The sequence below is a fragment of the Undibacterium sp. TJN25 genome (genome assembly GCF_049339885.1).
In the GTDB taxonomy this organism is placed as follows: domain Bacteria; phylum Pseudomonadota; class Gammaproteobacteria; order Burkholderiales; family Burkholderiaceae_D; genus Undibacterium.
The window spans coordinates 201,636-219,100 of record NZ_JBMPPM010000002.1 but is presented as its reverse complement, the minus strand read 5'-3'; the positions used below and the strand labels follow the sequence as shown (position 1 = coordinate 219,100).

General features: G+C 57.4%; 18 protein-coding genes. 9 read left to right on the top strand and 9 right to left on the bottom strand.

The genetic code is table 11. The features are described from left to right. Positions 1-81: 81 nt before the first annotated feature. Together ACO0LO_RS04565 and ACO0LO_RS04560 are read right to left on the bottom strand one after the other, a co-directional pair. On the bottom strand, positions 82-1,329 hold the full coding sequence (locus ACO0LO_RS04565) for an ATP-grasp domain-containing protein (RefSeq protein WP_422963015.1): 1,248 nt from the start codon (positions 1,327-1,329) through the stop codon (positions 82-84). Then, positions 1,326-2,834: a pyridoxal phosphate-dependent decarboxylase family protein gene (locus ACO0LO_RS04560; protein WP_422963014.1), complete on the bottom strand. Its 1,509-nt coding sequence runs from the start codon at positions 2,832-2,834 to the stop codon at positions 1,326-1,328. The genes ACO0LO_RS04565 and ACO0LO_RS04560 overlap by 4 nt, the downstream gene beginning before the upstream one ends. A gap of 374 nt (positions 2,835-3,208) precedes the next feature. On the opposite strand from ACO0LO_RS04560, the gene ACO0LO_RS04555 reads away from it, so the two are divergent. Then, positions 3,209-3,523: a flagellar protein FliT gene (locus tag ACO0LO_RS04555; protein ID WP_422963013.1), complete on the top strand. Its 315-nt coding sequence runs from the start codon at positions 3,209-3,211 to the stop codon at positions 3,521-3,523. Positions 3,524-3,608: 85 nt separating this feature from the next. Here the strand turns inward: ACO0LO_RS04555 and ACO0LO_RS04550 are convergent, their stop codons facing one another. Both ACO0LO_RS04550 and ACO0LO_RS04545 read right to left on the bottom strand, forming a co-directional pair. Then, entirely contained in the window at positions 3,609-4,577 is a 969-nt protein-coding gene (locus tag ACO0LO_RS04550) for an MBL fold metallo-hydrolase (RefSeq protein ID WP_422963012.1), read from the bottom strand. Between the two features lie 24 nt (positions 4,578-4,601). Next, complete coding sequence (locus ACO0LO_RS04545; protein ID WP_422963011.1) at positions 4,602-4,784, bottom strand: hypothetical protein; 183 nt, start codon at positions 4,782-4,784, stop codon at positions 4,602-4,604. A 144-nt stretch (positions 4,785-4,928) separates the two neighbouring features. Between ACO0LO_RS04545 and ACO0LO_RS04540 the strand changes: the two genes are divergently transcribed. The 4 genes from ACO0LO_RS04540 to ACO0LO_RS04525 all read left to right on the top strand — a co-directional run bounded on the left by ACO0LO_RS04540 (position 4,929) and on the right by ACO0LO_RS04525 (position 8,578). Beyond that, on the top strand, positions 4,929-5,570 hold the full coding sequence (locus tag ACO0LO_RS04540) for a glutathione S-transferase (RefSeq protein ID WP_422963010.1): 642 nt from the start codon (positions 4,929-4,931) through the stop codon (positions 5,568-5,570). A 72-nt stretch (positions 5,571-5,642) separates the two neighbouring features. After that, a complete protein-coding gene (rlmF, locus tag ACO0LO_RS04535) occupies positions 5,643-6,629 on the top strand; it encodes a 23S rRNA (adenine(1618)-N(6))-methyltransferase RlmF (protein WP_422963009.1) in 987 nt (328 codons plus the stop codon). Between the two features lie 183 nt (positions 6,630-6,812). Next, complete coding sequence (locus ACO0LO_RS04530) at positions 6,813-7,094, top strand: hypothetical protein (protein WP_422963008.1); 282 nt, start codon at positions 6,813-6,815, stop codon at positions 7,092-7,094. A gap of 158 nt (positions 7,095-7,252) precedes the next feature. After that, complete coding sequence (locus tag ACO0LO_RS04525) at positions 7,253-8,578, top strand: MFS transporter (protein WP_422963007.1); 1,326 nt, start codon at positions 7,253-7,255, stop codon at positions 8,576-8,578. A 106-nt stretch (positions 8,579-8,684) separates the two neighbouring features. On the opposite strand, the gene ACO0LO_RS04520 is transcribed toward ACO0LO_RS04525, so the two are convergent. The 4 genes from ACO0LO_RS04520 to ACO0LO_RS04505 form a co-directional block, all read right to left on the bottom strand. Further along, positions 8,685-9,197, bottom strand: a complete 513-nt coding sequence (locus ACO0LO_RS04520) for a GNAT family N-acetyltransferase (RefSeq protein ID WP_422963006.1) — start codon at positions 9,195-9,197, stop codon at positions 8,685-8,687. A 120-nt stretch (positions 9,198-9,317) separates the two neighbouring features. After that, the gene (locus ACO0LO_RS04515) at positions 9,318-11,228 is read right to left on the bottom strand and encodes a diguanylate cyclase domain-containing protein (RefSeq protein ID WP_422963005.1); all 1,911 of its coding nucleotides are present in this window, start codon (positions 11,226-11,228) and stop codon (positions 9,318-9,320) included. 411 nt (positions 11,229-11,639) lie between these two features. After that, positions 11,640-11,969, bottom strand: coding sequence for a DUF4148 domain-containing protein (locus ACO0LO_RS04510; protein ID WP_422963004.1), 330 nt, complete (start codon positions 11,967-11,969; stop codon positions 11,640-11,642). 494 nt (positions 11,970-12,463) lie between these two features. Next, a complete protein-coding gene (locus ACO0LO_RS04505) occupies positions 12,464-14,113 on the bottom strand; it encodes a methyl-accepting chemotaxis protein (protein ID WP_422963003.1) in 1,650 nt (549 codons plus the stop codon). A gap of 447 nt (positions 14,114-14,560) precedes the next feature. Between ACO0LO_RS04505 and ACO0LO_RS04500 the strand changes: the two genes are divergently transcribed. The 4 genes from ACO0LO_RS04500 (at position 14,561) to ACO0LO_RS04485 (ending at position 16,997) form a co-directional block, all read left to right on the top strand. Next, a complete protein-coding gene (locus tag ACO0LO_RS04500; protein ID WP_422963002.1) occupies positions 14,561-15,184 on the top strand; it encodes a protein phosphatase CheZ in 624 nt (207 codons plus the stop codon). A 295-nt stretch (positions 15,185-15,479) separates the two neighbouring features. After that, the gene (locus ACO0LO_RS04495; RefSeq protein WP_422963001.1) at positions 15,480-16,052 is read left to right on the top strand and encodes a hypothetical protein; all 573 of its coding nucleotides are present in this window, start codon (positions 15,480-15,482) and stop codon (positions 16,050-16,052) included. 186 nt (positions 16,053-16,238) lie between these two features. After that, complete coding sequence (locus tag ACO0LO_RS04490) at positions 16,239-16,448, top strand: hypothetical protein (RefSeq protein WP_422963000.1); 210 nt, start codon at positions 16,239-16,241, stop codon at positions 16,446-16,448. Between the two features lie 318 nt (positions 16,449-16,766). Continuing rightward, positions 16,767-16,997, top strand: coding sequence for a hypothetical protein (locus ACO0LO_RS04485; protein ID WP_422962999.1), 231 nt, complete (start codon positions 16,767-16,769; stop codon positions 16,995-16,997). A gap of 211 nt (positions 16,998-17,208) precedes the next feature. On the opposite strand, the gene ACO0LO_RS04480 is transcribed toward ACO0LO_RS04485, so the two are convergent. Then, positions 17,209-17,394 carry a hypothetical protein gene (locus ACO0LO_RS04480; RefSeq protein WP_422962998.1) on the bottom strand — a complete coding sequence of 62 codons (186 nt, stop codon included), beginning with the start codon at positions 17,392-17,394 and terminating at the stop codon, positions 17,209-17,211. Between the last annotated feature and the right edge of the window lie 71 nt (positions 17,395-17,465).

The following is a 17,465-nucleotide window of genomic DNA, read 5'->3' as shown; positions in this document are numbered from 1 at the left end:
CTCCGTTTTTCCAACTGGATTTTCACTCAGTGATTGAATGGCTTCATATTTGAGGATGGCATTAACGCCAGCAGACCCGGTTCAAGATTCCGTTGTCGCGGGTTGGATTGCCCGCTGCAGCAAGGCCCGGAATGCAGTAAATACCTTTTGCATCGCTGCCGGCTTGTACGGATACAGGTCGACCGGATCCATGCCATGCACGATCATGCTGGTATCCACCTCAAATACCAGAAAATCGCCCTCCACAGTTTCCGCGCAGTCGATGCCGACATAGTCCAGGCCGAACTTGCGGTAAATCTGTTCGAAGGCGGCGGCATGGCGCTTGGCAAAACCTTCTTCAAACCCTGCCATCGCAATCGCCTCTTCATCGCGCTTGGCCTGGTTTTCCGCCATACCGGCGTTCAGGTAGTGGATCATCCAGTGTTCGGACACCGCCATATGGCACAGGAAGGGTTTGCCTTCCACCAGCACGATGCGGTATTTACGGAACAGGCCGTCATCATTGCTATAGTCGACAAAGCGGGAGATAAAGAACTGCTCTTCCTGCATATTGTCCAGATAAGCACGGACGTCGGACGCTGCCGGCAGTTTCATCAGCCCGTGGCCGGCATGCGAGCCCACCGGCCTGACAATGACAGGGAAGTCACCGTCTCCCAGCAGCGACAGCGGCGTAATCTCCCCGGCAGCGATCTGCTCCAGCACTGAACGCTCTACCCTGACAGTGACCGGCATGCAGATGCCGCTCACACCTGCCAGCAAGCCGGCGACCTTGTCGCGCGAGAGTTTCAGCGTATGTTCGGCGCGATTCAATACCGGGCGCGGCCAGTCGCGCGTTTCTTCCGCCAGTTGTTCCAGCAGCGTATGCGTGTTCTCCGCCTCGCCGACCGAGATGAACAGCACGTCATGGTCAGGCACCAGCTCCGGCAACGGCATGCCGGGAATCACATACATCAGGTCCACCGCGACATCGGAATCTTCCAGCAAAAATTCGATGGGCGTATTGGCCATGAAGTCGCCCGGCACCATCAGCGCCAGCACGCGCAGCGTTGCCTCATTACCGGCCGCTGTAGGCAACTGGTAAAAGCGCGCCAGGTTGAGTGCCTCGGTCTGCGTGGCGGCCGCCACTTCGCGGTTGCCCAGCATATACAGGATCGTCGACAGGTCCATCAGCGCATTCGCGTCTTCCGGATGGGTATCCAGGTGGGCAATCAGCTCATTGCCCAGCGGCGTCAGGTTGACCGAATAATAGGCGGCGCGCAGCATCGCCGCCAGCCCCATCAGATAATTGGAGCCGGGCGTAAACACCGGTGCGAGGTTGCCAGGCTTCATGCTTGCTCCTTGTCTGTTGCTGTCGAAGCAGCAAGCTCCTTGCCGAATGCCAGCGCGGCATTGAGCAAGGCGTCGATATCCTGCGTGGTGGTGCGGTGGTTGAACAATGCCGCGCGTATGGCGAAATGGCCGCCCATCGTGGTGGAGGACGGCGCAACGATGCCGGACTCCTGCAGCGCAATGACGATCTCCTGGTTCAGCCTGTCGGCAAATTCGTCACTCACGCCTGCCGGCAGGTAGCGGAAGCAGACAATGTTCAGCGCGACCGGGGACAGCAGTTGCAGCTCCGGCGTGCCGACTATCCTTTCCTGCAGATACTGCGCCAATGCGCAGCTGTGTTCTATCACCTGCCCCAGCTTGTCTGCGCCATACACTTTCAGCGTGAACCAGGTTTTCAGTGCACGAAAACCGCGCGACAGGTCCGGCCCAAAGTCGCAGGGCCACGGCGAACCCGCCGCCATGCCGCGCACGTCGCGCTTCAGGTAAGTTTTTTGCTGGGTCGCAAAAGTGTCCAGATGCAGTTCGCCGTCGCGCACGATGACGAACCCGGCGTCATACGGCACCTGCATCCACTTATGGAAATCGAAGGCGACCGAGTCGGCCAGTTCCAGCCCTTTCAGCCGCGGCGCCAGCACCGGTGACAGCATCGCCAGCGCGCCGAAGGCGCCGTCCACATGGAAGTGAGCATCATGCTGGCGGGCGATCTGCGCAATCGCCGTCAGATCGTCGATCGCACCGGCATCGACCGTGCCTGCAGTGCCGACGATCAGGAAAGGCGTAAAACCGCGTTCGCTATCCACCTTCAGCTGGGCCGTCAGCACGTTCAGGTCCATCCGCCCCTGTGCATCGGTAGGGATCATCCTCAGCATGTCCTTGCCCAGACCCGACAGGTCCATCGCCTGGGCGACACAGCTATGCGCCCGGGCCGATGTATACGCCGTCAGCCGTTGCGTGCTGGCGGCAACGCCTGCAGTGCGGACATCAGTTCCCAGCTTTCTGGTGCGCGCGCACAGCGTGCCGATGAGGTTGGCGGTGGAAGAGCCGGTAACAAACACGCCGCTGGCGGTCTCGGGAAAGCTGAACAGCTCGCGCACCCAGCGTACGATCTGGCGCTCTACTTCAATGGGAATATGGTCGCGCCCGCCGAGATTGGCATTCAGGCCGCCGGCCAGCATCTCGGCCAGCATGCCTACCGCAGAGCCGCCGCCGTGCACCCAGCCCATGAAGCCGGGGTGCACATTGCCGATGGAATACGGCAGGATACTGTCCATGAAGGTGTCGTGCGCCTCGCTCAGCTCGCCCGGCGCCCTGGGTAGCGGCTCGCGAAAGCTGTTGCGCACCGCATCGGGAATAGGTTGCCATACCGGCCGCTCGCGTATGTCTTGCAGGTAGCCCAGCATGTCGTCCAGCATGCCATGGGCCTGCTGGCGGAATGCCGCCCATTCAGCCGGAGTGGCTGGGTCAAGGGATGCTGCGCTTGCGTTATTGCTATTTTTATTACTCATCGAGATGCGCTCAAATCAGGAGTCGACTGCGGATACTGGCGGCGGTGCCTTCAGTGTAGTCGGCAAAGAAAACAGGCGTGCGGCAATATTGTTGCAGAAATGATGCCCCAGAATAACATTGAGGCTGGCACCGCATATCTGGAAACAGACTGCCGATCATCCGCCTGCTCTGGCTTAGCTGTCGAAGCAGCACGTATTTTAATGTTTTTTTGACAAATCAAATAGCCAATTAATAACAAATTTACGCAAAAACCAGCGCTGAACCGACCTTTTCAATAATTTTTAAAATAATTTGAAAAATTTCCTAAAGTTTTACCAAAGTCGATCCGTAAATGTTGGACAAGCCGTAATTTAATCTTTTTCCGGTAAAGCTTATGACATCCTCAGACGTGATTGCACTGTACGAACATATCGCCGGCTTATCCAGCCAGATGCTTTCGGCTGCCCGCGCCAACGACTGGGCCAGTCTCAGCGCGCTGGAACAGGAATGCGCAGAACACTCACGCGCTGTGGAGTCAAACCCGTTGCCCCCGCTGGATGGCGCAGACCGCATGCGTAAAATTGCACTGATCACACAAATCCTGGCAACCGACAGGCAGATCACTGAAATTACCGAGCCCTGGATGGCAAAACTGGCCGCAATGAGCCAGCGCGCTCCTGCCGCCTCACAGGAGCTGGCTGCCCACTAAGCCCGTCTTTTCCAGCTTACCCAAGGGCGCAGAGCATCAGCACTGCGCCCTTTTGCATCATGTCAGACAGCGTTAACAGCCCGCTTCAACAGCCCGCCACGCACTTCCCTTCTGCACTGAACTCCATGGTCTTGCCGCTTAAAGGCACATAGACCGGTACCTTGACGGCATTTTTAAAGTCCATGGTCTTACCCGGCTGCAGTTTTCCGTCTTTCGTGGCGGCTTCGTTGGCATGCGAAGCAATCACTGCATTCGGCTGCACCAGGTCATTCATCACATAGGCAGCTTCCGCCGGCCCGGTCGAATATACGCCGCCGATGTTCATCACTGCCAACTTGGGCTTGTAATAGCGCCGCACCACGAGGTCCTGATCGGCAATGATGCCGGTATCGCCGGACAGGTACACCGCCAGGCCGTTGGAGAAGGTCAGCACATAACCGCCGGCAGGGCCGACATAGGCTGTCAAGCCGCTGGCGGCAAGCCCGTCAGCCTGGGCGCCGGTCAGGAACTTGGGTTCCAGCCCGTTGGCATGCGCCGCTGGCACGCTGGCAATACTGACGCCGCCCAGCTTGTCCTGGCCACCGAAGCGAACCAGCTTGACCTGGTCTGCTGCACCGCCGGCTGCCCTGATTCTTTTGGTAAAAAAGCTCCCCATTTCACCGCCGACAAACAGCTTGGCTTTTTTCGCCAGCACCACTTCCTCGGTCACCGAAGAGGGCGTGGGTTTGACGGAAAAATCCGGTGCGCCGCAGCTGCCTGCATTGGCGGCAGGCTGATAGGCGTCGCCGAGGTGGTCGCTATGCAGGTGGGTCAGCAGCACGCCGTCAATCTTGCCCAGACGGGGATCGTTACCGCCGCGTACGGTGCGGCCGGCATCGTACAGGATACGCGTGCCATCCGGGTCTTCAAAGATCAGTGCGCGGTCTGCCCCGCAAAACTCGCCGTCATGGCTGCCCAGCGGCGTAATCTTGACATTGGCCGCGCCGGCAGCCGCCGGCAGGCCTGCACAGGCAATCGTTAGTAACAGAGGTAAAGCCAGTTTCTTATTATTCATTCATGTCTCCTCGCGGTGTGGGTGTCACTTGCCGTGATAGCCGGTGATCTTGTCCAGAAAATCGAAACTGCAGCAATCCGACAGGTAGGATTCATTCACCCATACCAGGACGCCGCAAATGATAATGACGCCGAAACATACTACCAACAGCCTGCCGAAGCGAGGCTGGCTTTCTTTTACCGGTTCCGGTCCAACTTGCTTATTCATTGTTGCCTACTTGATGTTTTAAAAAAAAGAGCTTTTCACACGCATTTATACCGATGCGATGCAAAACCATCATTCTAGCGGTCTTTGACGCTCCATGAGGTTGCAGCCTACAATAGTCTCTTGTAACCAAAAGTAGCTCACCGAATGCCTTTCCCCGTCTTGTATTCTTTCCGCCGCTGCCCTTACGCAATGCGCGCCCGCCTGGCCCTGAAATACGCGGGCATTTCGGTGGAGCTGCGCGAAGTCGCCCTGCGCAGCAAACCCACCGAATTGATGGCCTTGTCGCCGAAGGCAACGGTGCCGGTGCTGCAACTGCCCGACGGCGCCATAATCGACCAGAGTATCGATATCATGCGCTGGGCGCTGGCGCAGCAAGACCCCGAAGGCTGGCTACCGGCCCCGGAATCCGTAGAGGCTGCTGAACAGCTGATCGCTGTCAACGACGGCCCCTTCAAGGCGATGCTGGACCGCTACAAGTATGCAGGGCGCCATCCCGAACAGCCAGCCGAAACCTACCGCGACAACGGCGTCGCCCTACTGATCGCCCCTTTGGAAGCCAGACTGCAACAGACGACATTCCTGCTGGGAGCGCGCATGTCGCTGGCGGACATGGCGCTGTTTCCTTTCGTGCGCCAGTTTGCCCAAGTGGACCCGGCCTGGTTCAGCGCCAGCCCTTATCATGCGGTGCGGGCATGGATGAACGGTTTGCTGGAATCCTCTTTATTCGACGCCGTAATGGAAAAATTCACGCCCTGGCAGCCCGGCCAGCCGGCCATCGTCTTTTAAATCCCCAGGCAGCTCCGTACACTGTGGGACAATAACGGCCAGTCGCCCTAGCCGTTATTCGAAGCCGCCAACATGCCCAACCCAATCCGCCGTCCAGCAACTCCTTCCAGGCCCACCGCCGGCGGCAGCGCACTGCATCCGCGCAACCGCCACCAGGGCCGTTATGATTTTGCGAGCCTGGGCGCGGTAGACGAGGAACTGGCAGGCATGGTGATCCTCAATCCACAGGGTGAGCCGAGCATCGACTTTGCCGATGCCGCTGCCGTGAAGGCGCTCAACCGCGCACTGCTGAAAGATGCTTACGGCATCAGCAGCTGGGATATCCCGCCGGATTATCTATGCCCGCCGGTCCCCGGCCGCGCCGACTACCTGCACTACCTGGCCGACCTTCTGGCAGACGCCAACCGCGGCAAGATACCGCGCGGGAAGTCTGTCCAGGCGCTGGACATAGGCTGCGGCGCCAATTGCATCTATCCGCTGGTCGGCCATAGCGAATACGGCTGGCAGTTTACCGGATCGGACATCAACCCTTCGTCGCTGGCCAACGCTCAGCGCATACTGGATGCCAATCCGGCGCTGGCCGGCGCCGTCACGTTGCGCCTGCAAAGCGTGGCCTCTTCCATTTTCAAAGGCATCGTTGGCGAGGACGACTGGTTCGACCTGAGCTTGTGCAATCCCCCCTTCCACGCTTCGCTGGCCGAAGCCGGCGCCGGCTCGCAGCGCAAATGGCAGAACCTGGGCAAACCGGATGCTGTCGGGCTCAATTTCGGCGGACAGGAAGCCGAACTCTGGTGCGCCGGCGGCGAAGAGCGCTTCATCACGCGCATGATCCAGGAGAGCGCGCAGATTCCAACCCGCATTTTCTGGTTCAGCACACTGGTCTCCAAATCCGCCACCCTGACCGGGATATATGCGGCATTAAAAAAGGCAGGCGTGCAGGATACGAAAACCGTGACGATGAGCCAGGGACAGAAACAAAGCAGGCTGGTGGCCTGGACTTTCCTCAATCCCGCTCAAAAAGCAGCATGGGCGAAACTGCGCTGGCAGGCAGCAAGCTGATTCCGCAGGCGGGCCGGACGGACTGGCGAGCATATTAAAATGATCATCTTATTCGCGGGTTGCGGCAAATCCCTATAAAATACCGCCTCGCCACCGAATACCGCCGCGGACCTGCATCGCCCGTAAGGCTGCCGGAGCGGCCATCGGCACCGACATCGCTCAAACAAGAAACTGGAACACATCGTGAAAACCGCACTCATCGCAGGCATGGCAGTTGCCAAAATAGACAAACACATCATCGGCAACCTGCTGCTGGACAAGGCCAGTGTGGAAGAAGTCCGGGAAGAACAGATGATCATCGGCATCCGCAATGAGGCTGGACAGATTTACCGCCTGATCGGCGCCGCCAAGCTGAACAGCTACATGAACGCCATGGAAGAGCTGCTGGACCTGGAGATGGTGGACGAACTAGAAAAACTGGAAGAACCGCGCGAAGGCTGCGACGCCATTTTCAGCGAAGGCTGACCCCGCTCCTGCGCCCGCGCTACTGCCCTACAGCCCTACAGCCCTACAGCCCCACTGCCTCAGGGAATTTAGACATAGTTCCCCGGCAATGTTAATCTATGAAAAAATCGTCACGGGACCGCAAGCCCCTGGCAAATCATAAAATCACGGAGGCAGGCATGGGCATCAGCGACACAGGCAGCGCAGGCGTAGGCACATACAGTTTCGAAGAGGCCACCTACCGCAGGCTGACATGGCGGCTGGTACCCTTCCTGTTCCTGTGCTACATCGTGGCCTACCTCGACCGCGTCAACGTAGGGTTCGCCAAGCTGCAGATGCTGGGCGACCTGCAGCTCAGCGAAACCGTATACGGCCTCGGCGCCGGCATCTTCTTCATTGGCTATTTCCTGTTTGAAGTCCCCAGCAATATCATCCTGCACAAGGTAGGCGCGCGGATATGGATCGCGCGCATCATGCTGACCTGGGGAGTGCTGTCGGCTGCGATGATGTTCATCGCCACACCGATGCAGTTTTACATATTGCGCTTCCTGCTGGGGCTGGCCGAAGCCGGTTTTTTCCCCGGCATCATCCTGTACCTGACTTACTGGTTTCCAGCAGCCCGCCGCGGCCGCATCGTCGCGCTGTTCATGACGGCAGTGGCCATCGCCGGTGTCGTTGGCGGCCCCTTGTCGGGCCTGATTCTGAAGGTGATGGAAGGCGTCAACGGCTGGCGCGGCTGGCAATGGATGTTCCTGCTGGAAGGCATCCCGTCGATCGTGGTCGGCCTGGTGGCGCTGGTGCTGCTGGATGACCGCATCGCCGATGCAAAGTGGCTGAGCGGCCCCGAAAAGACCCTGATCAATGCCGCCGTCTCGCGCGAGCAGCAGACCAAGCAAGACCATAGCCTGGGCCAGGTGTTCAGCAACGGCAAGGTGTGGCTGATGGGGCTGATCTATTTCTGCTTCGTGATGGGCTTGTACGGCATCAGTTTCTGGTTGCCGACGCTGATCAAGGCGCTGGGCGTCAAGGACCTGATGGATGTCGGCCTGCTGACAGCGATTCCCTATGCGTTTGCTGCCGTGGCCATGGTGATGGTGGGTCGCAGCTCAGACCGGCTGGGCGAACGGCGCTGGCATATTGCGGTGCCCGGCTTCCTGGGCGCCGCCGGCCTCGTGCTGAGCGTGCTCTTCACCGGCAATCCTGTGCTGGCAATGGCTGCGCTGACACTGGGCACGGCAGGCATCCTGTCCACGCTGCCCTTGTTCTGGAGCTTGCCTACCGCCTTCCTCGGCGGCACCGCGGCAGCAGCCGGCATCGCAATGATCAATTCACTGGGCAACCTGGCAGGCTACCTGAGCCCGACGCTGGTCGGCATGATCAAGGACGCCACGCACAGCACCGACAACGGCATGTACATGCTGGCCGCTTGCCTGGTGCTGGGCAGTGTGCTGACGCTGAGCGTATCGCGCGACGCAGTCAATCCCTCGCAAGTCCTGCCTGCTTAGGACCCGCCTCGCCAATAGGCAGGATGAAGGCAGAAGATGAAGGGGTAGGATGCTGGCGACAGGGTAACGGCACAGCCGCCTGGCGCCCGATTGCCTGGCGCCGGGCTCAGAAGCCGAGTTCGCATACGTACTCGTGGCATTGCTGCTCCCTGCCCTGCACCAGCGCTACTGCCTCGCGTATTCCAGTCCACGTGAACCCATTCTTTTCCAGCACCCTGGCAGAGGCCGGATTTTCTACCGACACATGAGCGATGATGCGCTTCAGGCCCAGCTGGCTACGCGCGATGTCCAGCACCTGCAGCACTGCGGCGCTGGTGATGCCGCAGCCTGCGTAATCGGTTCCAACGCGGTAGCCCAGCCGTGCAGTGCCGGCTGCACACTCTACATCCCTCAGGTTCACCCGGCCGATAATGCTGCCGGCCTCGTCCAGCACCAGGTAGGGATACAGGCGGCCGGCCGCATGCTTTTCCATGAAGTCGGCAATATGTGCGCGCATGCCTTCAGGGGTATAAAACCACACGCCCCGGGTTTCGATGAATTGTTCAAACCACGCGCGGTTGGCCGTTTCAAATTGCAGCAGCGGGCCGGCGTCGTTCTGCTGGAGCAGTTTCAGTTGCATGTCTGGATCGGAAATAGGTGGAATGCACAGGCAAGCCGTTACGGTGACCGAAGCAAAAATGACAGCATACGGTTATTTGCCTGCGATAGCCAGATACAGACAAGGCATGTAGGCGGCGTATCAGCTCGCCTCGCCCTGTTCAGCCTGGCCATAGAATCTGAACTGCCCCTTGCCGCTGGATTTGGCCGCATACATCGCCTCATCGGCCAGCTTCAGCAAACTTTCCGCATCAAGCCCGTCCCGGGGGAAAATACTGATGCCGATGGAAACGCCGATGGCATGCGCCGCGCCGCCGGAAAAAGAGAACGGCTCCCGCAGCGTATGGATCACACGCTCGGCAACATGAATGATGTCTGCATCGCTGTCCGATTTTTCAAGGATGATCGTGAACTCGTCGCCGCCAAGGCGTACTGCATGATCGTGCGGCCGCAGCACTGCCTTTAGCCTCGCCCCCGCGGCTTTGAGCAGTTCATCGCCGGCCTGGTGGCCCATGCTGTCGTTGATGGTTTTAAAATCGTCCAGGTCCAGGAACAGGATCGCCAGCGTCATCTTGTCCGAGCGCGCCCGCTCCAGTGCAGTCGGCAGGTAGCTCATCATCCAGTGCCGGTTGGGCAGGCTGGTCAGCGCATCGGCATTGGCCATCTTCCACAATTGCTCTTCATGCTTCTTGGTGTCGGAGATATCGCGCAAGGTCATTGCCAGGCCGGGGCCAGAGCGCACCAGCCGCCTGTGCATCCATTCGCCGCGCACCGGGCTTTGCGTGGAAACCTTGAACTCATCTTCGTAAAACCCTGTTTCCATCGCACCCCGGAAAATGTTCAGCACGTATTCCGCATGGTCGCCGTGATACAGGTCGCTATAACGGGCGCCGACCAGCTCGTCCCTGCTTCGCCCCACCAGCTGCGCACCGCGTTCATTGCAATCTTCCACCAGAAAATCGATGACCTGTTTGTTGCTGTCATACAGCGCCCGGACCATGTAAAAACCTTCACGCGCACCATCCACCGCCAGCCGATAGGTATCCTTGACTTCTTCGGCCTGCTGCTTACGCCAGGCCAGGCGGTAAGAAAAGGCGGCAGCGGCAAACGCCACCACCAGCAGCAGCAAACTGCCGGCCACAGCAAAACGCCGGTAATTGCCGGAAGTTTTTTCGTAGCCGGCGAAATAATCCCTTTCCGACAGGCCCACCGTGGCGACTAGCGGATAGCTTCCCAGCCGGCTCCACGCAATAATCCTTGGCTCCCCGTCTAAAAATGCCGATCCGGGCATTGCAGCCATCCCGTCCTGCCCCACAAATGCAGGCGCTTCCCTGAATATTGTTGACAGACCTCCGAGGCCGGTGCCGGCCTTCGCGACCAGCACGGTGCCCTGCAGCGTGCGCACCGACAGGAAATCGTGCGCGCTGAGGCTGGACGTATCCCTGAACGCAGCGAGGTAGACATTATCCACGCCGACGACGATCGCGCCGTCAAACTCCCCACCGGCCGTTTCCAATCTTCGCACGAAAGGCACCACCGCCCTGCCGGAAAGCTTGCCCCGGACAGGCTCGCCAATCTGCATATTGCCGGACCTCTCAGCCTGGGCGGCTTTGAAATAAGCCCTGTCGGCAATGTCCCTCGGCATCCAGCCCGGCATAGTATTGGTGATCATCACCCCCTGGCGGTCGGTAATGCCGACATTTAATCGTGAAGATTCCGGAAACAGCCCGGCGGCGACCTGTTCCTCCAGGCTGAGCTGGCCTTCGCTTTTGTTCCAGTAGAATTTCAGGCTGAGGGTGATCTGGTCGATCTGGTCCAGCGAGCGCATCAGCTGTTCGGTATAGGATTTCGACAGCGCACCGGCATCGTGGAATGCGCTGCGCTTCAGCTCCGCCTTGTCGCGATCTATCTTGGCCAGTACCAGTATCCAGATGACGCCGGTTGCCAGTATGCATAACACCGGCCACAGCAGCAGCGCAAATAAATTGGCACGCACCAGTGCAAGCCGGTTGTCGGCAGAAGCGTTATACGCTGAAGTATCCTTGTCAGCCATGTCCTGAGCTTAAATTGCAATGATCATTTGTAAATGATCTTTCGCCGGCGCCGGGCCAGGCTTTTGCCAATTGTATTGAGTGGGATTGTGACTGCACTACCTGCCTATGATTAGGCACAATGTGCCCGTGCTGCAAGCACTATCGCGGCGGGATGTACACGCCTTGCCACATAAACGATGCAGGAATTGAAATATGTGACTATTTTTAACGTAGGAGAGTATTTTTTCGCAATACGGACACTATGTCCGCCGAAAAAAAAGAACCTGCCACGGTAGTGATACCGGGGCAGGCCATCAATGAAGACTTGATTCAGGAGTTCAATTACAGGGTGAAACGAATGCTTGCTACCTTGCCCAGCGGCCTAAACTACTTTGGCTGCTCCGGCTACTCTACGTATTACCTGGCGTTGATTAACCACCGAAGCTGTATTCAGTATTACGGCTGCCGTTTTTAGCAGCTTTGATCGCTTCCGCTTTCACTTCAGCACGGCTGACAGTGCTGGTTGTTTTACCGACTGTGGACACATATTCCTCGCCGCCGATCAGTTGGCCTTCGGAACGGGCTTGCACCAGTTCAGCCTGCACTTCAGCTTTGGTTTTGGTGCTGGCGGCAGTTTTACTGAAGGTGTTAGGGATAGGGAAGCTGACATACGCTTCGCCGCCTACTGGTGCACCGGCTGCAAAAGCGGCAACGCCTGTCAATGTCAATACTGCTGCTGCGATGATTTGTGTGGCTTTCATGATCGTGCTCCAAATAAGTTAAGTAAGTAAAAACAAGTATTTCATTCATTCCCACAGGCTGGCGGGCCGACGTACATTGATGGCATCCTGATCCAGCCTCGGTGAGTCGCGCACTTATCTGCTCGGCTTTACTGCTTTGGGTGTCGCTCATCGATGACTGCAGTGTAGCCACCGCGGCTTTTGCGATAAAGGTGACAAATGGAAATACATTGTTCCCGTTGGCGCAACAATGAAAATGGCGGGCCGCCGCATTGCTGCAAAGCCGCATGACGGCAAGGCCAAAGAATCGCTTTTCCTCCTATGAGAACAGGAAAAAAAGCATGGTGCGCCGCAGCGAGCGAGCAAGCGCTTGAATGTGGCATGAACAGGTATTTACGCGGGCTACTCACCGTGGCGGCTAGTAGTTTTACCGTAGTGAGGCAAACCGAAAAAACAGGAGAAACATAGAAAAATGCCCTCAGCGAGGGCATCTGATGGGCGGCGCAACGCAGTTTCTAGCCGAGCGCGGCGACTTTCGGCTGTGGGATTGAAACAGATTTGCGCGGCGCCGGTCTGGCTGCCGCTGCCCCTGTCTCTGCTGCTGCGGCGGCTTCGTCAAGCTTGAACACGCTGATCACCTTGGTCAGTTGCTGGGCCTGCTCCTGCAGCGAATAGGCGGCAGCGGCAGCCTCTTCCACCAGCGCCGCATTTTGCTGGGTGACGCCATCCATCAGGCTGATGGCCTGGTTGGCCTGGCTGATGCCCCGGCTTTGCTCGCCGCTGGCAACCGAGATTTCACTCATGATGTCGGACACCCGCTGTACGCTGTTGACGATTTCTTCCATCGTCAGGCCAGCCGCATCCACCAGCCGCGTCCCCGCATCCACCTCGTTGACGGACGCATTGATCAGTTCCTTGATCTCCTTGGCGGCCGCGGCAGAGCGCTGCGCCAGGTTACGCACTTCGGCAGCAACCACGGCAAAGCCCCGCCCCTGCTCGCCGGCACGCGCAGCTTCCACTGCCGCGTTCAGCGCCAGGATGTTGGTCTGGAAGGCGATGCCGTCAATGACGCTGATGATGTCCACGATCTTCCTGGAAGAGTCATTGATGGAGCGCATCGTGTGCACCACGTCAGCCACCACCTGGCCTCCCTTGACCGCCACGCCGGAGGCGTTGATTACCAGCTTGTTGGCCTGGTCTGCATTTTCTGCATTATGTTTTACGGTGCCGTTCAGCTGCTCCATTGCGGAGGCGGTTTCTTCCAGCGAACTGGCCTGCTCTTCAGTGCGGGATGACAGGTCCTGGTTGCCGACGGCGATCTGGCTGGATGCAGTGGCAATCAGCGCAGCGCCGTTGCGTACGTCGCCGACGATTTCGCGCAGGCTGTTACGCATCAGCCTGATCGCATACAGGATGCTGCCCTGGTCTTTTTCTCCGATTTCTATCCTCGCATTGAGGTCACCCGCAGCTATCCTGTCGGCGACCTCAATGACATAGTCCGGTTCGCCGCCCAGCTGACGCGTCAACTTGCGGCGTATCAGCGTGGCGACCACGATGCCTATCGCCAGCGACAGGCCACCCAGCGTCAGCAGCCAGAAGCGGCTGGTGCCGACGCTGGCGCTCATTTCCGCATTACCCTTCGCCACCAGCTTGTCCTGCTGGACCGACAGCGCCTCTATCTTGTCGACCAGGATCTCCATCGCCACCAGGGTTTCCTTGTGCATCATGGTCACGGCATCTTCGCGCAACTCCTGCTCCAGCAATCTGGCCACTTTCTCATACGATTCCAGATAGCGCGCACGAGCTTCCTTGATGGCCGCCAGCAGGTTTTTTCCTTCCGGCGTGTAGATCAGCCTGTCCAGCACCTGCAAGCTCTCTGCAATGACTTTCTTGTTGGCGCTGATGCCGTCCAATATTTTGGCTACCTTCGCCTTATCCTGGGCAATGAACAGTTCCAGCGTCTTGCCGGCATTGGCGCGCGTCGTTTCCTTCATCTGGTTCAACGCGTCCGCCTTGACCCACTCTTTTTCGGTAATGCGCGTGTTGATGCCGGCAATGCCCGACAATTGCGTCACCGTGATGCTGATCATGACCAGCATGCAAGCCAGGATCAGGCCAAAACCCAGGGTCAAGCGTTGTCCAACCGTCAAATGTCTGACATTCATGGAATCATCCTTTCAGGCTTTGCCCGCAAGCAGCGCCAGCTTATGGAAATTGTTACATTAAGTTACTTTAGCTTACTATGTTTGCGCCGGAAAGAAAACAGTTACGAAATTCCTCTGAAAGCTCAACCTCAGGCTTAAGGGAATTCACAATCTTTTTCAAATCGGTTCCAAACCTCGCCCGTAAATTCAAGCTGTCTATCTTGATGCATCTGCTTTACGTGTTAAAATTGCCGTACGTCAACTTTGTTGGCCGTGCGTTGTTTCCCATTCCGTCCCGCTCCATGTCTTGCATTGATGAACTTCCCTCCCTGTATTCCGGCGTTGCCTGCGTCCTCACGCCAGGCTCTGGATACAAGGAAGGCACGCCCAAGGAATGCGGAATGTCACAGCGTTGCAATAGAGATAAATTATTATCAGTACAAATAAAGGGGTGTCAGCATGGGAAATATGGCCAGTCAACGATCAGAGAGCGGCAGCAGTCTTCCGCAATTCCCAAGCGATACGCCGGTCTTTGAACGCCTCGGTGACATCATCCGCGCATTGCACGATACGCTGACCGAAATCGGCGCGGACAACGTGCTGTCCGAAGCTGCCAGTGAATTTCCGTCTGCACGCGAGCGCCTGCAGCACATCGGCAACCTGACCGAAAAAGCCGCCAACACGGTGTTGAACAAGGTCGAACAAACCATGCCGCTGCAGGAACGCCTGGGCGATACCGCGGAAAAATTGCAGGCCGAATGGGCGGCTGCGGGCGATGCGCATCCGCTCGCGGCTCGCACTGCGGCCTTTCTTGCAGAAAGCCAGGCAACCGGCGCCACGACGTACCAGGCCTTGTCCGAAATTATGATGGCACAGGATTTCCAGGATTTGACAGGACAGCTGATCAAGAAAGTAGTGTCGCTGATAGAGCGTACTGAAAACGACCTGCTGAAACTGCTCATCGATGCGGCGCCGCCGGGCACGATGTCGCTGATCAAAAAAGATGAACTGATGGCAGGTCCCGGCGCCGCCGGCGGCATTGCGCTGGAACAATCCAGCGTTGACGATCTGCTGGCGGATCTGGGCTTCTGAGAACCTCAGCAAGCACGGTGCTGCCGCAAGCGTAGCCAACATAGCGGCATCCGGGTTCCGCCCGTCAAATAAAGTTACCTGCTCTTCCACTTTCCATGCTTGCGGCAGAGATATCGCTGATATATCTACCGCTATCCATCACACCGGTTCGCCGGTTCACGCCGCAACAACACGTCTGCCACCGCAAAAACACGGCAGCACACTACCGTAAAACTACTGGGTTACAGCGCTGTTACCACCACCTGCGCGCGCCTTGCCGCACGCATTCAACGCTGTGCTCAGCTGCATTTCTCCTATGGAGCGCATACGGATTCGGCATATCTACGTCGATTATTTCACCCACGCGAACAGTGAATTTCTTTTAGCGGCCTTTATCGAAGCCCGATCGCTGGCTACACTTGCTTCCATCGATGAGCAAGGTACTGCCAAACAAGCAGACAGGTACAGGGCTCACGCGGTCAGCCGGATAAGTGAAGCGACTGACAAGCTGGACGAATTGCTTGAATCCATATTGAGGCCTACAGGCATCAGGAGAATAACGATGAAAACGAAACAATTGATCGCAGCAGCAGTATTGACACTGAGCGGCGCAGCAGCTTTTGCAGCTGGCTTCGGCGACGAGCCTTATGTCAACTATCCGCCCACTACCGGCGCAGTAAAAGCAGTTGCTGATACAAAGACACCCGCTGAATTGCAGACAGAGCAAAGCCAGGCCCACGCATCGAATTTGCTGATAGGCGGCAAAGAAATCGTATCCAACAGCAAATATACAGGCAACACAGCCAGCCGTACTGAAGTGAAATCCGAAACGATGCAGGCAGCCGTAGCAAGATTCGGCAGCCGCAACACTAAATATATCGGTGGCTAACCGGGCAAGAGTGGCTCCTCAGCCTGTTACCGCCCCCCTACCTCCCTATTTTCGGTAACAGGTTTTTTTATTCGGGGAGCTGCGCTGACACAGTGCAGCTCCCCACAAGAAGTAAGCAAGCTTGGCAACAACAGATTTGGCACGACTAACGCAGTGTGAATTTTAAAATTTTTAATGGAGATCATCATGCAAAACGCAACCAGCCTCTGGCCCGATAAAAGCGCTTTCAGCAACGTATTCGCCTCTACCGCAGGAAATGGCAGGCTGAAACAGGTTCGTGAAGTAAAGACCAGCAAACCAGGCATATCTGCCCGCGTGGTCGAGTTCCATCACAAATACCTCGATGTTCCTTATGTCGAACACAGGAAACCAGCAGTAAGCGCAGCAACAGAATGAGCAAGGCAGTGATGCAGGCCGCACCGGCTACCGGGAAGGATCGCATTTTTCTTCGATGAGAAAAATGCACACCAGATCCTCCCGGCAATGCATGCCCGCCTTGCCGTTTTTTTCATCTTTCCCGCTGTTACGCCCTTCCAGATAGCCGCTTCCGCCGGCACAGTTCCCGTCCTCTCCCTGTCTTTCCATCAATTGTTGTCAGATTCATCCGACATGCACTATGGATCATGTCCTGTTGGATATTTATTGCATTGAAAATATGATGAGTCCATGGATTTACGCATCACCAATGCTTCACTCTCATCCAAGGAGACTATCATGCAAAGTACAAGCTTCTGGCCTGACAAGCGCGCATTCGCCAACGCCATTATTTCCACGCCAAGCAATGGCCGCCTGAAACAGGTAAGGGAAATTGAGACGGACCGGCCTGGCATGGTGGCGCGGGTAGTAGAGTTTCACCATAAATACCTGGACCGGCCTTACCGCGAGCCCCGCAATGACGATAGCAAGCACGACAAGGATAAAGTCGAAGTCGTCTTCTCGGAATAATCCGGCAACCGATATAAAGATTCGTTCGAATACAGATTCCGGCGACATTCGTGTATAAGACGCCGCGGCCTCAGCCGCGACACGCATCTTTATCGATCTATTGCTTTAAACATTCCTTTAAATGCTGAAGGCCCGGATAACCCGGGCCTTTTATTTTTTGACCGTAAATTTCCACTACCGGCCGCTGCAGCCACGGCCTGCGTCAATCCGCTTACTGGTCTTCATACATGCTGCGCCGGCTCAGGCCGCTGTCAGGCGTTGACTTGTCCTTCTTGCGCCCGGCCGCATTCTTTTTCTGGCCGGGCATGTCTGCCAGCCGCTCATGATGGTGGTCGGCAGGTTCGGCCGGCGCTTTGACTGCTTCGCCCAGGGCATCTTCAGGCGGCTTGATCATCATGGCATCTCCTTAACAAAAACGAGTCCCCATATTATGTGCCTAAAAGGCATTGCTCTGTTCGCCTTCCCACC